Below are 19,010 nucleotides of genomic sequence, written 5' to 3' on the forward strand. Positions count from 1 at the left end.
GACCCTGCTCCTCCGGCGCCCTTACGGCCAGGCCGGCCTCACATGAGGTGTTTCAAGTCCGCCCCCAGTGTCAGAGCACAGAAGTTCAGGCTGGTGGCTCGGGATTCTCCCGAGCCGGCCTCCTGGCGGAGCAGCATGCCCCCCGGATCCAGGTCGAGCGACTGCACGTGCATTGCGGTCAGCGGAGGATGCGTGTCCTGGGCCGTCGAGTTGTCCAGCCAGCGAACGGTGCCGCTCATGTTCCATGCCCACAACGGAGTGTCCGCCCGGGCACCCAGCACCAGGGACCGGGCACCGGGTCCTGCGTTCAGAAGCAGCTCCTGGAGTCGCTGGATCTCGTCCTCCACCGGTCCCGTCCAGTCCCGCTTGGCGAGCGCGACACGCTCCCGGAACCGGAAGAGATGTTCGATCTTCGCGAGCACCTCCGGGACGAATTCCCCTGCTGAGTCGACCGGGAGACTCGCAGTGAGCCCGTTCGGTACGTCGACGGTGAGCCTGCCCGGCTGTCCAGGGACACTGATGCGCACCCTGACGCCGAAGTCGACCAAGGCGTGAGGCCTGGTGGACTCTGCGTTGGTCTCGATCGTCTCGGAGACCCCGCGTTCGATCTTCTGATCCGTCGCCTGTCCCGTGTCGAGTGCCGACCGGACCAGCACGGCCACGTCGTCGACGCCCCCGCCCGCGTCCGGACCGAGTCCCCGGACGGTCTCTTCGACGCGCACGACGCCGGCCTCCCGGTCCTCGTCGACCTGTCGGTACTTCCGGTTCTTGGCGGTGTGCTCGCCCTCGGGCCGCCGTCGGGCGGATATCAGCTCGAAGCCGACGGTGACCGTCCGCCCCGCGACCGGGACTTCGTAGGTGTTCGCCAGCAGACGATCGATCCCCACCCGCATGGCGGTGATGCCGGTCGCCTGCGTGTAGGCCCATCCGGCGCTGGTTCCCGATCCGACGACGGCGACGTCCCGGGCGATGCCCAGAGGATCGCGTTCCCGTCGTCCGCCGGTGAACGCCACGGCCTTCGCCCATTGCTCGACGACGGCCGCTGCCGGCACGTCCCAGGGATGCATTCCCGCGATGGCGGTCTCCGCCTCGGAGACCTGGGGGCCCTCCGCGGGTACCCATGTGCGGTCCCAGGCGACGTTCCGTCCGGTGGCCTCGCGGATGAACGGCTTCTGGTCATGCCCCTCGGCGGGCACCGTGAGGAAGCGCGGCGTCAGGAGCCTGACCTGACCGGACAGCGTGTCGGGTGTGCTCTCGCGCCGCCACGTCCACGACCGGTGGGTGGGCCACGACTGCTCCCGCCAGTGCTCCTTCATCGCCTCCCGGTCACCCAGGGCAGTGGCCATGAGACCGACAGTTCCAAGGAACCTCGCCGGGGCCTGCAGGATCTCGGGCGCCTTCGAGGTGAGCGCCATCTCCACCGCGAAGTGGACCTTGTGGTTGAACTCGACGCTGCCCCCCTTGGGATTGGAGCGCGCGATGTCCAGCACCTTGTGCTTCTCCGTGGCCCCCCGGCCGCTCATCCGGAAGCGCGCGGCGCTGAAGTCCAAGCCCGCGTGGGCCTGCTGGTCCTGCCCGTGGCTCCCGCCCCGGCCGGCGAGCGCGACACCGTAGCGCACTGCTGTTCCCGCCAGCTCCCTGCTCTTCTCCTCCTCCACGCTCTCGCCCCGCAGCGTGAGCTTGACCTCGCCCCGGTCCCGGTGCTCCGTCGCAGGATCCATCCCCACGGCCCTGACGTTCACCCACAGGTAGTGGGACCTGCCGCCGAGCCCGGACAGGGTCGACGTCTCACGTCCGTCGAAGGGGAACCAGCCGGAGACTCCACCGGAGAGAAGCCGCGTCCAGTTGGTCGCCAGCGCGTCCGAGCGGAACCTGGCGAGCAGAGCGGTCCGGAGCGAGGTCGGGACGTCGTTTCCGGGCAGGACCCCCCGTTCCTTCAGCTTGTCGACGATGTACTGAAGGACCTCGTCGGCCTGGAGCGACTCGGCGTGCGTCCCCGAGACCATCAGACGTCCACCCGAGTACCCGCGCAGTGCGGACGCGGTTTCCGCTGACTTCGCGGTGTGCGTACGCGACGGCAGCACGTCCTCGAGCCGCCGCGCCGGAACCAGCAGGTCCATGCCGGACGCGATGCTGATCAGACGCGTGGTCGTCCGTGATTCGGCCTCCTTACCCTTCCGCCACCGCTGCATCGTGATCTCCCAGACGGCGTCGGCCCGGAACGGCTTCGACTCCGGGTACGTCGCGCGGGAGATCGAGATCTCGCCCCGGGACTCCTCCTTCGACGAGCCGCGCAGGTGAACGCCGTCCACGACGACCTGTGCAGCCTGCCGGCCCCCCGCCCCGTGGTGTCCGGGAGCCGCCTCGTGGGTTTCGACCGTGGTGACCTCCGCACCCGAATCCGAACCGAACCGGAGCTGCGGCCCCGCCGCCGCGGAGGCACCTGCCGACAACTGCCTTCCGGCCGTCCGCGAATGCGCCGTCTGCCCCTGGGAGTACTGCTCGATCTCGGTCGGTTGATCCTCTGCGAACGTCTCGACCGCCACCGGGTCGTAGCCGCGCAGCCTGACGGTCATCGCCGACTTCCAGCCCTTGACGTCCGGAAGCGGCACCACCAGGCCGGCGGGGTGGGTCAGGTGTCCGAAGGAGGCCGCCAGGGCGCTGGGCCGGAAGGCGCGCGTCAGCTGGACCGGCCATGCCTCCTCGTGATCCGCTCCGAGGGGCAGCCCGTGGACCGATGCGTACATTCGCCCGCCCAGCAGCATCAGCCGGTCGGTGGTGAGGAACGCCGGGTACAGGCCCGCGGCGCCCTTGGAGAAGTCGAACCGTGCACCGCCCTGGGGCCAGCTGCGCATGTACCGGACATCCGTGCCCGTCTCGAGCCGCTCGCGACGCGTGGCGGGAACGGCGGGCGCGTGGGACCGCGCGACGACCAGCTGGGCCACCAGGTTGCCGGGCTCGTCGAGCCAGTAGCGGAGCGCCTTGCGCGGACGGTCGACCGGCACCACCGACAACTCGTAGGCCACGTCGTAACGGTGCTCGTCCACCGCACCGACGTTCTCCATACGCCGGTAACTCTTGGCGGCACCGGTGAGCCCGCGTCCCTGGTAAGCGCCGTACGTTCCATGGATCCGGACCGCTCCCAGCTGCAGCCGTGCCTGGGGACCGCCGTCGACACGGGCCGCCGCACCGAAGCCGAAGCCGATCCGGTAGCCGTTCTCCATGCTGCCGGCGACCGTCTCGCCCAGCGCGGCCCGCCTGTTGACCGAGGAGTCGTAACCGACGGTGCCACGGCCGTCCAGCAGATGCGCCCTCACCTTGAGGCGGAACTCGCGGCCGTCGACCAGCACGTCCTGGTGGACGCCGGTGAGCAGGTCGGCCACCTCCGCCCCCTCCAGAGCAGGCCTGCCGAAGAAGGTGGCCAACTGACCGTCGGCCGCACTCCAGTCGAAGCCCGCGCCCGCCCCGACCGCGTCACGCAGGAGGACCCGGAACGACTCCTCCACGAGTTCGGCGCCGGGGAGCGCGGCGGTGGCCGCGTATCCGACTCCACGGCGCGCCGCCAGAGCCAGCGGCTCGGGTGCCGATCCGACGGCCCTCGCCGGCCGTGCTTCGCTCCTCAGTTCCTGGAGGCGCCGTTCCGTCCTTCCGGCATCGACCATCCACGTTCGCAGCCCTGAAACCTGTAGCAGCCTCCTGACGTTCGGCTGCGCCACCTCGGGCGACGTCTCGCCGACCGGCCGCGCCAGCAGCTCGGGGCTGCGTACCTCACCCAGGACAGCGGCCTCGAACTCACGCGCCGTGCGCCACGGGACGCCTGCCTCGCCGTACGTGCTCACCTCGACCGTATCCAGCTCCGGGTGTGTCGTGCTGTGCCACTCCAGGGAGATCTTGACGGTTGCTCTGTACCTCGCCATCTGCTCCTGGGTCTTGAGGATCGTGTGGTTGAGCGTCTGGCTGGTCAGGCCCAGTGACCTCTTGGAGTCGGAACCGACCACCAGGGACGTCAGCGGCAGCAGGCCCTTCGCGGCCGGGTGCTCCTGCGCGGGGTCCGCCACTCCCGTGAGACTGGCCACCGCGGTGACGGATGCCGCGCTCCTGCCGCCACGTTCCTGGACGATCGAGACGCCGGCACCCAGGTCCTCGCGGACCGCCCACTCGGCGGGGGCGTCGACGAGGCCGAGGTCGACGTAGTCGGCCTTGACCCTGAAGTACCCGTGGAACCCGCCCAGTCCCGGAGTGCCCACGGTGATCGGCACCGAGACGTCACCGCTGGTGAAGATCCACCGGCTGCGGTTGCGGGCGGCGGGCTCGGTCAGCCACCGCATGCTGTGACGGACGACCTCGGCCGCCGCACTCGGCGACACCCCGGCGTCCAGCAGTGCCGACGTGTTCGCGTCGACCAGACCGGTCAGGTCGACACTGTTCAGTACCTCGCCGGCCAGCCGGAAGCGCCGTCCGCCCCCGTGCGTGTGTGCGCCCGAGGGCACCGGCCGACCTTTGCGGAAGGTCGCGGGTACCCGGTCCGGCGTGCGAGGGGTCTCGACAGGACGCGACAGGACGGCCGGGAACTCCACCAGGACGCCGCGCGGCACCGAAGGCTCCCGCACAGGAACCTGCTGCACACCGTCCAGCGACAGTCTGAAGCGGACCTCCGCTCCGAAGCCGACGGAATTGTCCACGAACAGTTTGCGTCCGCTGATGACGTTCTGTTTCACCCCCCACTTCTCCGAGTCGGCGGAATGCACGCCGAACTGCGGCACGCCGATGACGGCAGTGGACGCGGCCACCCCCGCGATGCGTGTCGCGAGGAACACGGCCAGGTCGGCGCCCTGAATGTGCTCCTGCGCGTTGTCCACCGTCAGCGACGTCGAGGCGAACCGGACCGTGTAGTTGCGGACCGCGCCTGTGTCCACGTCGGTCAGTGCCCGCGGCTCGTGCAGCTCCGGCCGGAGCCAGGCCACCCGCCCGTCGGGAAGCACGAAGTGCTCGCCGCTCTCCAGCCAGACGCGCCACTGGTCGAGGTCGCCCGAGAGCAGCATGTCCGCGGTGTGTTCCGCGACGGCGGCGCGGACACCCGGTGCGGCGAACGCGTCCGCGACGCCCTGGGCGTGCTCCACCGCATCTGCGGCGTCCCAGGATTCGAGCCCCCGCAGCGTGAACTCACCGAGCATGCCGTGCTCGACGTACCACGGTGCCTGGTGGGGCGGGGCGGCCGTTTCCTGGGCACCCGTCTGCTCGTCCCGACCGTCCTGGGCCGTGACGGACTCGCGCTCGGCCGGCTCCGTGTTGGCCGTCTGCTCGGCCGCCTCGGCCGTATCGAGGAGGTCATGCCTCGGCGTACCGTCCGAATCCAGGAGGCCGGCCGTGAAGTGGAGGTCGTCGTCGGCGCGGTCGTGCGTGAGTGGTGACGCGCCGAGCGGTTCGGGCTGGTCGGAACGGACGTGAGCGGCTGACGGCTCCCGCTGCGATTCGGACGGGCCGAAGGCCGCGGATGCCGTCCCCGAACCACTGGCCAACGGGCGCGTGGACGAGCTCGGCTCCGGCGCGTACGACAACCAGTCGTCGGCGATGCGCTCAGCCAGCGCGTGCAGGGGCTGCCACCCCCCGTGGACTGCACGCGCCGTGCGGTACAGCTCCGCCGTCTGGGCCCGGCTCGGACGAACCTGCTGCGAAGGCAGATCGAGCAACTGTTCCAGCACCTGCTGGTACAGCACCTCCATGTCGTCGGGGCTGTGCCCGGGAGCGTGGACACCGTCCTGCTCGCCCTCGACTTGGTGAGCCCGTTCCTTGCCCTTGGCGGAATGGGTTCCGGCGGCGCTGGACCCCTGCCCGGGAGACATCGTGACCGCCGGCGGATCCGACTGAACCGATTCGATCGCCCCGGTAAGCGTTTCCCACGCCTCGTCGGCTGCGGCACGCGGAGAACGGGTCCCGTTGGGACCCAATGTGAGCAAGCCGCCTTCCAGCTCGGGCCATTCTCCGGACAGCCAGCGGTATGCGATGCGCTCGGCCAAGGCGTGCAGCGGGTAGCGCCGCTTGTACGTGTCGGCCATCGCGGCATAGAGATCGACGATCTCCTGCTCGCTCGGCCGTCCCTTCGCCTCCGTCGCATCCATCCTGCTCAAGGCGACCAGCACGTCCACGTGCAGGAGTTCCGTGTCGAGACCCTGTGCCCCGGATGTGGAAGACCTGTCCTGGACGGCTTGCGGAGCCTCCGTCGCCTCCTGCTGCCGCTCCGCCTGGCTGTCCTGCGTCGAGGCGGTCTTCACCTGGGACACGGCACTCATAGGCGGCAGCCAGGATGTCCTCGCCGACGCACGGGCTTCGCCGGGGGCGAAGCCCACCGGGCTCGGGAAGGCGCCGACAGGGCTCGGCGGCGCGAAGGACAGCGGTCGGTCCAGGCCGGCCGCCGTGGCCGGGGAGTCCAGCTTGAGGTACTCCAGGGTGTGATTCAGCGGCGAGGGAGCAGCCGTACCCGTCGGATGCATGTCGATCTCGAAGAGGGCCTGCCGACGCAACACGTCGGCGGGGCGCTCTTTGGAAGGCTGTGAGCCGAGGGGGAACGCACGCCCCCTGTTGTGGGGCGTGATGACGAACTGTCCGGCGTCCAGTGCGATGCCCGAGTGTCGGTCCGACCGCTTCTGCAGGTCGCGGAGGCTGTTTCGCAGCTCCTGCTGGAAGGTTTCCGTCAGGGCGTTGATGCGGGTGTCCGCCTGCTTGCGGGCGAGCTGCTCACGGTGCGGGACGAGCACCGACTGTGCGCCGTTGCCGCCTGCCGAGATCCGGACGGTGGGGAGCGGTCGCCCGTTGCGGGCGCTCCACAGGCCGATGCGGGCGACCCTGTGTGCCATGGACGAGATCTTCAGACGGTCGTCCGCGGTGACCTGGTCGGAACCAGGAGCGAAGTCGATCCTGCGCGAACGCTCGCTGATGTCGCCGTGGGCTCCGACAGCAACCGCGGTGAGCGGGTTCACCACGATCCCGGGACGGTCCTTCTCCAGCATGCCTGCCATCTGGTCGTGGAAGGTGGCGTGGTCCTTGCTGACGAACCTCATGTGCCACAGCTGCCCGGGGGTGGTCAGACGGCCTGTCTTCCCCGAGAATGCGACGATCTTCCGGCTGGCGGCCGCCGCAGCGGACTGCAGGGCGTTCTCGGCCGACCGGATCGCTTCGGGCTCCAGCGGCGCCTCCTGGGCGGTGAACAGTGCCGCCCGGGCATCACGCAGTTCGATCAGTGCCGCCGCTGCCTCCCGCCCGGCTGTCGCCCGTGCCGTCGCTGCTCTGAGCTCCTGCGCCGGCAGGGTGTCCGGAAGCTGTTCCACGCTGCGGGTGTAGGCATCCAGTGCCGTTTCCAGCGAGCCGTCGGGCAGCCCCAGGTTCCGTTCGACGGCCTGGTCGAAGGTCCGGCGTGTGACGCCCAGACGGTTGTAGTTCTCGAGTGTCACCTGCGACCTGCCGTCCTCGCTCTCGAGGACGACCGTCGCGTAGTGGTAGCCGAACGGATTGGTGATCGGGTGGAACGCTCCCGCGTGATCCTCGAGCGCGAATGCCCCGTCAGGGCCCCGATGCCCGATGGACTGGGACACGTACGCCTCGCCGGGCCGCGCCCACGCCTGGCTGTTGATACCGATCTGCGCAGAGATGTCCCACAGGGCCTGTCGCTCCGCCTCGTACGGCTGGGAAGGGCCGAGGAACGCGCCGTAGGTCTGGCCGGGCAGAGGCGTTCGCGGGTCTGCGGCGTTGTCCTGTGCGATGGACTTCGTCGCAGCCCATGAGACATCCGGTGTGGTCGCCGACAGCCGTCTGCCTGCCACCGTGTCGGTGACCGCCTGCGCGAGGTGGTGCAACTCGCTGACCTTCAGACCGTCGGCCGCCCGCAGGGGGCCGAGGGACGTCCGGCCGTGGTGATCGCGGTAGACGACCTTGTCCGGTGTTCCGCCGATCAGTTCACCGGCAAGGTCGCGGCAGACGTCCGTCGGCCTCGAGGCGAACTTCGGCCTGACCGGGTGCAGAGTGCGCCGTCTGCCGTTGTGCGTGAACGACAGCATCACACTCGTGTCCAGCTCGAGTGTCACACCGCTGTCCGCCTGCTTGAGGGCGAGTGACGCGCGGGCGACAGCGCCCTGCGTCGCGAAGGCCTCCTGCACCTCGCCCCGCGCGCTCATCGCGAGCGTACCGTCGGCGGACACGTGCAAGTCAGGGTGCTCGTCGGCGACGACTCCCTGAACGACGGTCACCAGACCTTCCGACGGTCCTGCCTTCTCGCCGCCCACCGTCTGCGCCGACCGGTCGTCCGAGAAGAGCAACGGGGTCACACGGCTGAAGACCGCGGAGGCGGTCGCGCCGTCCGCCTGCTTGATCACGTAGTTCCGGATGATCCGGGGCCTGTAGTCGAGCACCAGGCGGGCCGGCCGCGCGCGGGTGCCCGATACCGTGGAGACGGTGCCGCCTACGCCGGTCTGGCCGGCCTTCTTCTGCGTATCCGTCTGCGTCGCGCCTGCCACGGGCCCGTCCAGCAGATCCGTACGCGGGAAGCCGTTTCCGTCCAGCAGCCCGGCGGTGAAACGCAGCTCGGGGAAGTCCTCGTGCACACCGGTGTCCGCCGTGGCTGCCTGCCGCGAAGGGGCTGTCTGCGTGGCCTCCGCCGTCGGGGTCGCGGGCCTTATGAGTACGGAGGGGGGTACCGACGTGCTCCCGGGCGCCGAGAGGACGCCGACCGGGGCGGTGCGGGGGGCGAACGTCGCGAAGGTTCCCGGCTGTGCGTCCTGCGCGTACACGGTAAGCAGCGTCGTTCCGTCGGACGAGGACGTTTTCAGGGCCACTTCGCCGTTGGGGGCGTGCACGGTCACGCCGAGATCGTCCGCCAGTTGCTGGGCCATGCTCTGATGGCCCGTCAGCCCGGCCTCGCAGATGGCCAGTACGACATCGACCGGCTGTGCGGAGAGCTTCGAGAAGACGGAGTCCTGGCGCAGGATGCGGCTCAGCCCCTGTGCATCGATGACTTTCCGCCGACCGGAAAGCAGGTAGGACTTGGCCTTGTCGAACTCGCCGTGGGCGGTGACGTAGAAGACCGGACGGCCCGTGCCGCTCCAGGGCACCGGCTGCATGCGGGATGTGGGGGAGCCCGGGTACATCGAGGCGTAACGCCCCTCCGCACCCTGGTACTTCGCCCAGAGCGGCCGACGAGCGGTCCAGTCCTCGGCGTTGTGAAGACTCAGAACCCCCGTGGTCACGCCGTCGCCCGCCCGGTTGACCCGGATGTTGCTGACGTCGTGATCGCTGAGCACGTCCACCACGGCGTCGCCCGGCGCATCGGGATTGGCCGGAACCCGGAGCTCACCCCTGTTGCGCTCGCCGGGCACCAGCCTGCCGAACTTCTCGGCGAAGAACTGGCGCACACTCCTGCCGGCTTCTCCCAGGCCGCTCTCCGTGAGCACCGGGTCCATGGCCGGAGCGGCCAAGGGCGCCTGCTTCCAGACGTCCCATCCCGGAATCCCGTCCTGCCGGAACACACCGAACACGTCCCGAAGGTCCGTGAGCACACCGGCGAGCCCGTCGGGCCGGTTCGAGGAGACGGCCATGCCCCAGGCGCCCTGGGCGTCCAGCACCCCGACGCTCGGACGCAGGTCGTCGACGCGGATCACCCCGCCGGCCGGCGTGGGAGACGCCGGGTGCACGGACAGCTGGTCCGCTCCCTGCTCCTGCACGGGCTCCCGCGGGACGGGGGAGGTGCGGGGGGACTCGAAAGTCTTTTCCGGCGTGACCCGGACGACGCCGTCGACCAGGCTGACGCTCTGGTGATCCCGCATGTGCCCCGCGACGACAACGCCCTGCTGGTGCGCGGAGAGCTGACGGAAGGGTGACCCGTAGAGGTCGGAAAGCTCCCTGTGCACCCCCACGATCTCGGAGCTCCTGGGGTAGACGAGAGTCTGCTCCTCCTGGAGCAGTCGCTCGGTCGCGGCCCGCACCATCCTCGACGTGCCGTGGTCCAAGGCGCGACCGACCTCCGCCGCCTGCGTACGCAGGGGAAGCCTCGTGAAGGAGGGCAGCTGCTGCAGAAGTTGCTGGTGCTCGGTCTCGATCTCGGAGCGGGTGAACGTGTGCTCCGAGTGGGTGGAGAGCCAGTCGCCGACGGCGCGCGGAAGGTCCACCCCCGCCGGCTCGGGCCTCGGTTCGAGCCGGCCCTGCTCCGCTCGGACCGTCGTCTTGTCCCGGACCCCGGTGTGGGACGTCGCGGACACCTGGCCACGGCTCGTGGCGCCGACGGCAGCGGCCGCGTCGCGTCCCACCGTGACCTGCGCCTGCTGCGGGCCGGCCGAGGACTCGATGTCGGATCGTGCCGGCCCTCCGTGCGCCTCCGCCTGCGTGTGGCTCTCCCTCGGCAGGGGCGCGGGCCCCGCGTCGGCCGCCGCCGGGTCGACGACCGCTGCGTCGGCTTCCGCGGGAGCCTTCCCGCCGGTTCCCGCGGCGGCGACGTCGCCGTCCGTCGCCGGTCCGGTCGCGTCGTCGCGCCGGGCCGAGGAGACCGGTCGCGTCTCCTCCTTCCGCAGATCGTCGAGGACGAACTGGAAACCGTCGTCGTGCGCCGACTCGTGTGCGAGCCACAGGTCGGACCTGTGCTCCGCCGAGGCGTGCAACTCGTCGTATTTCAGAACTCGTTCGGTGCGGAAGTCGTTGCCGAGCCTGGCCAGCGTGTCCTCGTGGAGCTGGAATGCCTCCACGCTGTCCGGGTGGCCGACGATCCTGTGGAACTCGAACCCGGCGTCCGTCACCACCCCCTGCAGCTCGTTCTCGTGGCGGATGGTGCGGGGCAGAGGGGCCCGTACGTCGTCGCGTCTGCCGGTCCAGGCCGCGTTGATGGCGTCCAGGGGGTGGCCGCCTTCGTGCATGGCGGTGAAGTGGCTGCTCGCGATGTCGCGTACGCCGTCGAGGTACTCGCCCACGACACGCTGCTGGCCCGTCTCGCCGATGGAGTTGGCCAGCGTCTCGTCGAGTTCGGACATGTGGTAGTCCGCGTAGTCGTTCTCCTCGGACAGCTTGGAGCGGATGAACTTCTCCCGCTCGATGCGGCTGGGGAGGTCGTCGATGGCGCGGGTCGTCACCTCGTCCCACAACCGGTTGGGCGTCCCGTCGCCGAAGCCGTTCTCGTAGATGATGTCGTTCTGCGTACGCAGATCGCGCTGGAACTCCCGGCGTATCCGCGACACGAAGCCCTCGCCGAGACCGTCGTGTCCGTCGGGCCCTTCGGCATACCGGCCGATGACCTCGTCGAACTCCCGCTCCGTGGAGACCTGGATACGGCGCTCCCTGACGGCGATGGCGTCGAGCTCGCCCCCCATCCCGCTCGTGACCGCGTCCAGCTGGTGCTTCGTCGCGGGCGGCAGCGTGGTCAGGCCGTCATCGGCGAGGAAGCGGCCGAAGACGTCGTTGAACGCCTCCATCTTTCCGATGAAGTACTGCTCGACCTGGTTGAAGTCGGCTGACTTGTCGCGGAAGTGATCGACGGAGGCGTCCGACCGGCTCTTGTACTCGACGAAGACGTCGATGTCGGGGGAGCCGGTCGCGTCCTTTCCGGACGCGGGCCTGACGGTCGGTCCGTCGAGGCCTTCCGCCGGGAGTCCGTAGATCCTGGCGTCGTCCCGCACGTACGTGTTGAGCTTGGCGTCGAACTTGTAGTCCAGGGGAGCGGAGTCGAACTCGGCAAGCTCCTTGCGGTAGTTGAGACCGCTGGTCCGGAAGTCCGAGACCTCCGCCTTGAAGCGCGCGATGAAGCGCTCGGACTGATCGGCCCACACGAGGTACTTGTGCGCCTTGTTGCCGGCATCACGCACGATGCCGTTCATCGACTCCGCGGAGACCGATCCGGACTTCTGGATCTCGCCGCGGAACGCCTCCGTGATGTCGCGGCGCCACTTCCACCGGGCGTGGTTCGCGGCGTGACCGTCCCGGGCCACGCCGGTGACGCCGAACGCGTCCTCCCGGCTGAACCGGTCGTACCCCTTCTGCCACGCGGCTTCGAGTTCCTCGGCACGCAGTTCGAGACGGGCCTCCGCCTCGACCAGCGGGGTGTTCCGCTTGATGTGGTCCTTGGAGAAGGCGTTCCACTCCTGCGCCTTGGCGGCCTCGTCGGCATGGGGCGCGGGCGTGTCCGCCGGATGGTGGTGGGTGGCGCCTGCGGCCCCGCCGTCGACCGGAGTACCGGCGTCCGCGGCCTGGTGGCTCCCGGCGCCGTGTGCCGTCGGGCCGTCCGCCCCGGAGGTCTGGGTGTGGGTCTCGGTGGTCGGGGTGTCGCTGTCCGTCCGGGTGGTCTGGGTGTGGGCCTCGGTCTCGGTGGTCGGGGTGTCGCTGTCCGTCCGGGACGTCTGGACGTGGGTCTCCGCCTCGGCGCCCGTCGCCGTGCTGTGGACCGTGGAGGTGTTCGCCTCGCCGTCCGACAGGCCTGAACCGGGGGTGTGTTGCTTGGCGCCCTGCGATTCGAGGGTCTGAGCCCCGTGGGAGCCCTGGTCGCGCGACGGTGCGCCGACGGCCTTCGTCTCCGCCGATGTCTGGGAGCGGGCGGTGGTGCCGTTCGGCTCCGCGTGCCCGCTGGAGTGCGCCGTCCGGCCGCGGCTGCCGGGAGCCGGCCCGGCACCCGTCGTCGGGTCGGGGGCGCCGGAGCCCGCCGGTACGCGGTTCCGTCCGCCGCCTGCGGCCTCCGGGGCGGCGTTTCCGCGGGTGTTCTGCGGCGTGTCCTGAGCCGGTCGGGTCGTGCCGGGTGCGTCCGCGCCGCCGGCACCGCGGGTGTTCTGCGGAGCTTCGTGGGCGGGACGTGCCCCGCCGGCCGCCTCCGGGGTGCCCGGCCTGGTGGTGGCTCCGGGAGCGTTGTCCGACGGCCCCCGGCTCCCGGGCGTGACCGCGGAGTCCGCCTGGGTGCGCGGTCGTCCGGCGCCCTGGGGCGCGCCCGTGCCGCGGCCCGGAGTCGTCGTGCCCTCGGTTCCCGCGTGCGCGCCCTCCGGACCGCGCGTGGTCAGGGTGGGCGCACCCTCGGCGCCGCGCCCAGGGCCGACGCCCGCGCCGCGGCCCGGGCCGACGCCGTGCGACGTGGCCGTGCTCGGTGCGGTGCCGGAGACGCCACCGCTGTGCGAGGTGGCGGTGTTCGGCGGCAGGACAGCGGCCCCGCCGGACTGTGCGGGAGCGGAGGTGGTCGGAGGTACCTCGTCACGTACGCCCGGTCCGCCGGTGGTGACTCCCTTGCCGCCCCCGGCGGTCCCCTGCGGCGCCGTCGGGGGCGTACCGGCCTTGCCCGGCCCGTCGCCCACGCTGCGGGGCGGGCCGTCGAGGTAGGCCTGCGGCGTTCCGGACGTGGGGGCGACGTTGCCCCTGACCTGGTTCGGTGGAGCCTGTTCGCCTCCGCCCACCGAGACCTGTTTGCCAGGGCCGGTCGGTGAGGTGACCCCCGGTCCCGCGCTCACGGGGCGGCCCGGACCGTTCGTCTGGCCCGGGGCACTCCCGGAGGCGAGGACGTTCCCCGGCAACGCCGGCGCCCCGCCGCCGCCCGCGTTGTTGCGCGGAACGCCGGTCTGCGGGCTCAGAGCACCGGAGCTCGTCGGCGGCATGTGGTTCGCCTCGATCACCGAGTTCATGTTGAACGGAGCGAGCTCGACAGCGCCGGGGATCGGATTGTGGACACTCGTCGAGGTGTTCGGGAGCGTGATGTTCGCCGGGGTGGGAGTGGGGACGGGGGTCGTGGAGACGTTGGTCAGCCCCTTGCCTCCGGTGGCATGGGGGTCCAGGAGGTGTTGCTCCACGCCTCCCATCCCCGCGCCCGCCCACACGCCCAGCCCGATGTTGAGCGCCTCACCCTGCCAGTCGATCGTGATGGGTCCCTTTGCGGCAGCCGAAGCCGTGATCGAAGCGAGTACGTCGGTACCCAGTGTGATCGCCGCGTTGAGCACCGAGTCGGCGGTGAAGGCCGCTGCACGCCCGATCGCGGCCGCGGCCGCGGCGAGCCTGGAGATGCTCGCGAGAATGCTCTCCACGATCTCGCCGACCATGGTCGCGATGCGGCTCAGCAGACCGGCGATGCCGAACGAGGCTATGCCCAGGACCATTCCGAAGACCGCGGTCAGCGCCTCGATCAGATGGGCGCGGTTGATCTCCTTGATGGTCTTCTGCAGCTCGTCCGCATAGTTGATGATTGCCTTGCCGATCTCCTGGGCGACGTACCCCGCCTCCCAGATGGCGTGCCAGATGTTGTGGTCCGCCACCCCGTTCCAGACCAGCTGTGCCGCACGGCCCGCCTTGCCGGTCCAACCGCCGGCCATGGACTGCACGCTGCCGTGCATCGTCCCCAGGTACTCATGAAGCCGCACACCGTCGCTGATCCACATGTTGCCGAGATCGCGGATCTGCGAGTCGTCGAAATGAGCTGGCATGGCGTTGGTTCCTCACAGGTGGGCGGCCCTCGGGGGGGCCGCCGCACGGGTCATCGGATCGGGCGTGGAGACGGCGGTCGCGGCGCGGGGGACTGCCCCCTACTCCTCCGCGGTGTCGTGGACCGTCTGGACGAGGGCGGCACCGCTGCGGCGGGACACGAGGATGCCGCGGCCGGGCGGGAGACGGCGCGCCCGCTGGTCCCCGAGCACCGCTCCTTCACGGGGATCACCGGACAGGATCAGGCCGGCGGATCCGAGTTCCCGGATCCGGCCCGCCACCGGGTCGGTGAGCGACCGGCCCATCCCGCCGCTCCGGCGGGCCAGCACCACGTGGAGGCCGATGTCGGCCGCCTGGGGGAGGTAGTCGCTCAGCACCGCCAGCGGCCCCCGGCCGGTCGTACCGCTGCCGGCCACCAGGTCGTAGTCGTCCACGACCACGTACAGCTCCGGCCCCGTCCACCAGTCGCGCTTCTTCAGTTCGCGTGGCGTGATTCCCGCGGGTGGCATGCGCTCCTTGAGCTTCTCGACGACCTGCTGGAGATAGGCGGTCGAGGAATCCGGGTCCCCGGCCACCGCGCCGACGTAGTCCTCGGGCACGGCACCGAGCAGGCCCCGCCGGTAGTCGACGACGATGAAGCGAAGGTCCCAGGCGGAGTGCTGCCGGGTCATCGCACGCATCCACGACCGGAGGAACGACGTCTTGCCGGAGCCCGAGTCGCCGTACACGAGGAAGTGCGGTCCGTCGGCCGCGAGGTCGAGAACCGCGGGCTTCAGGTCGAAGTCCCGGATCCCGATCGGCACCGCGCCCGTGGGGAGCGAGGCCGCCCCGCCCGGGAGCGCGCCGGAGGCCACTTCCAGGTCGGCGGGAGTGACGAGTTCCGCGAGCACCCGCAGCGGCGGGGCGACCGGGCCCGGCCAGTCGGCGACGAGGCGGTCGACCACAGCCGCCTGAGCCTTGCTGAGGCCGTCGGCCGACGCCATCCCGTCCAGCCGGGGGAGCGCCGTGTGGAAGACGTTACCGGGCGCCACGATGCCGCGCCCCGGCAGGAACGCGCGCAACTGCCTGGCCAGCGGCCGCGAGATCTCCGACTCGGAGGGCTCGGTGAGCCGGAGCTCCAGCCGGCCCGTGATGGTGTCGCGCAGGTTGGCGCGCAGCTCCGCCCAGCGGTTCGCGGTCAGCACGAGGTGGATGCCCACGCCGAGGCCGCGTACCGCGATGTCGGGTACGACCTGCTCCGCGTCCTCCACGGCCGTCCGCAGGCCCGCCCAGTTGTCGATGACGAGGACGATGTCGGCGGCGTTGACGCCGTCGGGCAGCGCGCCCTCGTCGCGGAGCCTGCGGAAGTCCGCGGCGGAGTCGATGCGCAGCTCCTGGAAGAGCTGCTCCCGGTCGTCGGTGAGCTGCCGCACGACGGACAGCGCGCGCCGGGTGCGGGCCTCGTCGTGCCGGTTCGTGACGCCCGCCACGTGCGGTGCGCGCTCCAGGCCTGCGAGACTTCCACCGCCGTAGTCGATGCCGAGGAACTGCAGCTCGTCCGGGGTGTGAGTGAGCATGGCGCTCATCATCAGCGAGCGCAGCAGGGTGCTCTTGCCGGACTGGGCCCCTCCCACCACGATCAGGTTGCCCTGCTGGCCGGACAGGTCGAGCAGCATGGCGCGCTGTTCCTGACGGCTCGGCAGGTCCACGACTCCGATCGGGAAGGAGAGGTTCCCGCCCTCGGGCCACAGCGGCGAATGGAAGCCGCGCTCCTTGTCGGCGGTGACCGGTCCCAGCATCGAGTCGAGCTCGATGCCCGAGGGCAGCGGCGGCAGCCACACCTGGTGCACCGCATTGCCGTGCGCCCGCACCCGCTCCACCGCCACCTGCATCTCCGTGCGCTGTCCGGGCAGCGGCCTGGCGAGCGTCACGGACGGCTCGTCCTCGTCGTCGTCCTCCGTCCGGGCCTCCTCCGCCGTACGCAGACGGAACGGCACCGGGACCGGCGACGGCCCGGCCACGGGGGCCGGCTCGCCCTCCTCCCGGTACGCGCCGGAGATGTGGGCGACACGGAAGCGCTCGTACACGGACTCGTCGACCTTGAGGTAGGCGGATCCGGGGATGGAGGGGAGGCGGTAGGCGTCGGGCGTTCCGATCACCGCCCGGCTCTCCTGCGCGCTGAAGGTGCGCAGACAGACGCGGTACGAAAGGTGCGACTCCAGACCGCGCAGACGCCCCTCGTCCAGACGCTGGGTGGCCAGCAGCAGGTGCATGCCCAGGCTTCGGCCGACCCGCCCGATCTGCACGAACAGCTCGATGAAGTCGTTGCGCTGGGCGAGCAGTTCGCCGAACTCGTCGACGACGATCATCAGGTACGGCATGGGTTCCAGCGGCCTGCCGTCGACATCGCTGCCGCCGGCCTCCTGCAGGATCTGGTACTCCCGGACGGAGTCCACGTTGCCGGCCCTGCGCAGCATCTGCTGACGCCGCTGCTGCTCGCCCTGGAGCGCCGTACGCACCCTGTCCACCATCGCGAGGTCGTCCGCGAGGTTGGTGATCAGGCCCGCCACATGGGGCAGCTCCGTCACGCCCGCGAAGGTGGCGCCACCCTTGAAGTCGACCAGGACGAAGCTGAGGTGTTCGGGCGCGTGGGTCATCGTCAGACCCGTGACGAGGGTGCGCAGGAGTTCGCTCTTGCCGGAGCCCGTCGCCCCGACGACGAGCCCGTGCGGGCCGATGCCACCGAGCGCGGATTCCTTGAGGTCGAGAACCAGAGGAGTGCCGTCACCCGTGAACCCGATGGGCAGACGCAGCAGCGCCTCGTCCTCGGGCCTGCGCCACAGGTCGGTGGGGTCGAACGAGCCGAGGTCGCTCACACCGAGCATCTCCGGCAGCGCGACGGCACGGGAGAGGACCTGCTCCTGCTCGCCGGAGAGCTGCAGCGGAGCCAGCGCCCTGGCCACCTGCTCGCCGAGCGGCCGCGGAAGCACGTCGGCCACCGCGTCCTCCACGGCCTGCACCAGCCCGGGGTGCCGCGTCTCCAGTCGCAGGTTCCCGTCCGCGTCGACGCGGGCCCGCGCGTCGACCCTGCCCGGTTCCTCGCTCTCCTTGCCCACCACGCACACGACGTGGACGCCTGAGTCGGGGCCGGCCTCCGCCAGCAGGTCGGACACGAGCGGCAGGCGCGTCCACTCCGCGTCCGGCCGGAAGCCGTCCAGGATCACCACGAGATGCTTCGAGGCCCGTGACTCCCTGCGCAGGCCGAGGGAGACCGCGCGCTCGGCGCGCTCCTCGCGGACCCGGTCCACCTGGGACTGGAGGAGGTCGGCGATGCCGTCCAGGCTGTCGGCCACCATCGGGACGAGATCCGTCCGGCCCGGCTGACGCGCGTGCGGCAGCCACTTCACCCATCCCCAGGTGTGATCCTCTCCGGGGGTGAGGGCGGCGATCTGGACGTCGTCGGGAGCGTGCAGGACCGCGAGCTGCATCAGCAGCGAGCCGGTGAGTTCCGCGGTGCGGTCCGCAGGCCCGAGGAGGCTGAGGACACCCGTGTTCGCCAGGTCGACCCAGGCGGGCTGGAGGCTGACGGATTCGAAGTCCTTGGAGAGCCGCTCCGCACGCCGGTGCGACTCGGGATCGTGCTCCGTCGTCGGATCGCTGTGCTTGCTCAGTGTGATGCGCATGGCCGGCTGCCCCCGGCCGATCCCGAGCCGGAGCTTCAGGAAGTCGGCGTCGGCGGGCCGGCGCTCCCACACCCGTCGCGGACCGGTGGTGGCGATCGCCCACAGTCTCTGCGGGCCCGGGTGGACGAAGGCGCTGACCGCGCGCTGGGCCGCGGCCGACTGCCTCGCCTGCCCGCGGATGTCGGACAGGTACTCCACGTACCGGTCGCGCTGACGGTACTGGGTGCGGCGGCTGGCGTTCTTGGTCTGCGTCCTGACCAGGACCATGACCCCGACGGAGATGACGACGAAGCCGATGCCGAGCATGATCATCCACGTCTTGCCGAACGTGACCATGTAGGCGGCCATGCTGACGCTGCTGAGCAGCGGCAGCAGCATGTACAGCCAGGTCTGGGCCTGGTTCTGCGCGGCCTTCTGTGGCGGGGCCGCGAGTGCGACCTGCTGCTCCGGGACCGAGGGCGGGAACGTCCTCGCCGGGCGGTGGAAGTCTTTCCTGGTCATTTAGTTCGGGAAATCCTGAGTGATGGGGAATTCGGATCCGGTGTGGTCGACGGGGCCGCCGCCGCCGTCGCCGGAGGGCACGGCGAGCTCGTTGGAGAAATTGGTGAAGGCTGCTTCCAGTTCGAGTTCGACGTGACTGAAACCGACAGCCGTACCCGTAACTCCGCCGGCCATTGCGGGCAATACGCCGGTGGCTCCGTCCTTCTGGCCGAACATCTGCGTCATCACGCGCACCCAGCGGTCGCCGAAATTGTGAGCCTCTTCGGCACTCGGCGCGACCCAGCCCAGCACCAGATCGGCGACCGTATTGTTGATCCGGATGATCGAATCGCCCATCTCATGGGCGAGTGCCAGCATCGTCTCGCCCTCCTTGCCGAGAGGACCGGGGTCGACCTTCAATGTGCTGACGTCGTAATCAGCGTTGTCGGGCAT

Annotated in this window: 3 protein-coding genes; all 3 read right to left on the reverse strand. The window is 70.5% G+C overall.

Annotated features, from left to right (window positions below; all coding sequences use genetic code 11):
• Nucleotides 1–38: 38 nt before the first annotated feature.
• Complete coding sequence (locus OHT61_RS31345) at nucleotides 39–14,417, reverse strand: hypothetical protein (RefSeq protein ID WP_329042848.1); 14,379 nt, start codon at nucleotides 14,415–14,417, stop codon at nucleotides 39–41.
• A gap of 99 nt (nucleotides 14,418–14,516) precedes the next feature.
• On the reverse strand, nucleotides 14,517–18,578 hold the full coding sequence (gene eccCa, locus OHT61_RS31350) for a type VII secretion protein EccCa (protein ID WP_329042850.1): 4,062 nt from the start codon (nucleotides 18,576–18,578) through the stop codon (nucleotides 14,517–14,519).
• Nucleotides 18,579–19,010 carry a hypothetical protein gene (locus OHT61_RS31355; protein WP_329042852.1) on the reverse strand — a complete coding sequence of 144 codons (432 nt, stop codon included), beginning with the start codon at nucleotides 19,008–19,010 and terminating at the stop codon, nucleotides 18,579–18,581.

The organism is Streptomyces sp. NBC_00178 (assembly GCF_036206005.1).
Lineage (GTDB): Bacteria > Actinomycetota > Actinomycetes > Streptomycetales > Streptomycetaceae > Streptomyces.

Bases quoted from the DNA above. Each gene is read 5' to 3' on its own strand.
- OHT61_RS31345 (WP_329042848.1), bottom strand. From the start codon at position 14,417: ATGCCAGCTCATTTCGACGACTCGCAGATCCGCGATCTCGGCAACATG.
- eccCa (WP_329042850.1), bottom strand. From the start codon at position 18,578: ATGACCAGGAAAGACTTCCACCGCCCGGCGAGGACGTTCCCGCCCTCG.
- OHT61_RS31355 (WP_329042852.1), bottom strand. From the start codon at position 19,010: ATGCCCGACAACGCTGATTACGACGTCAGCACATTGAAGGTCGACCCC.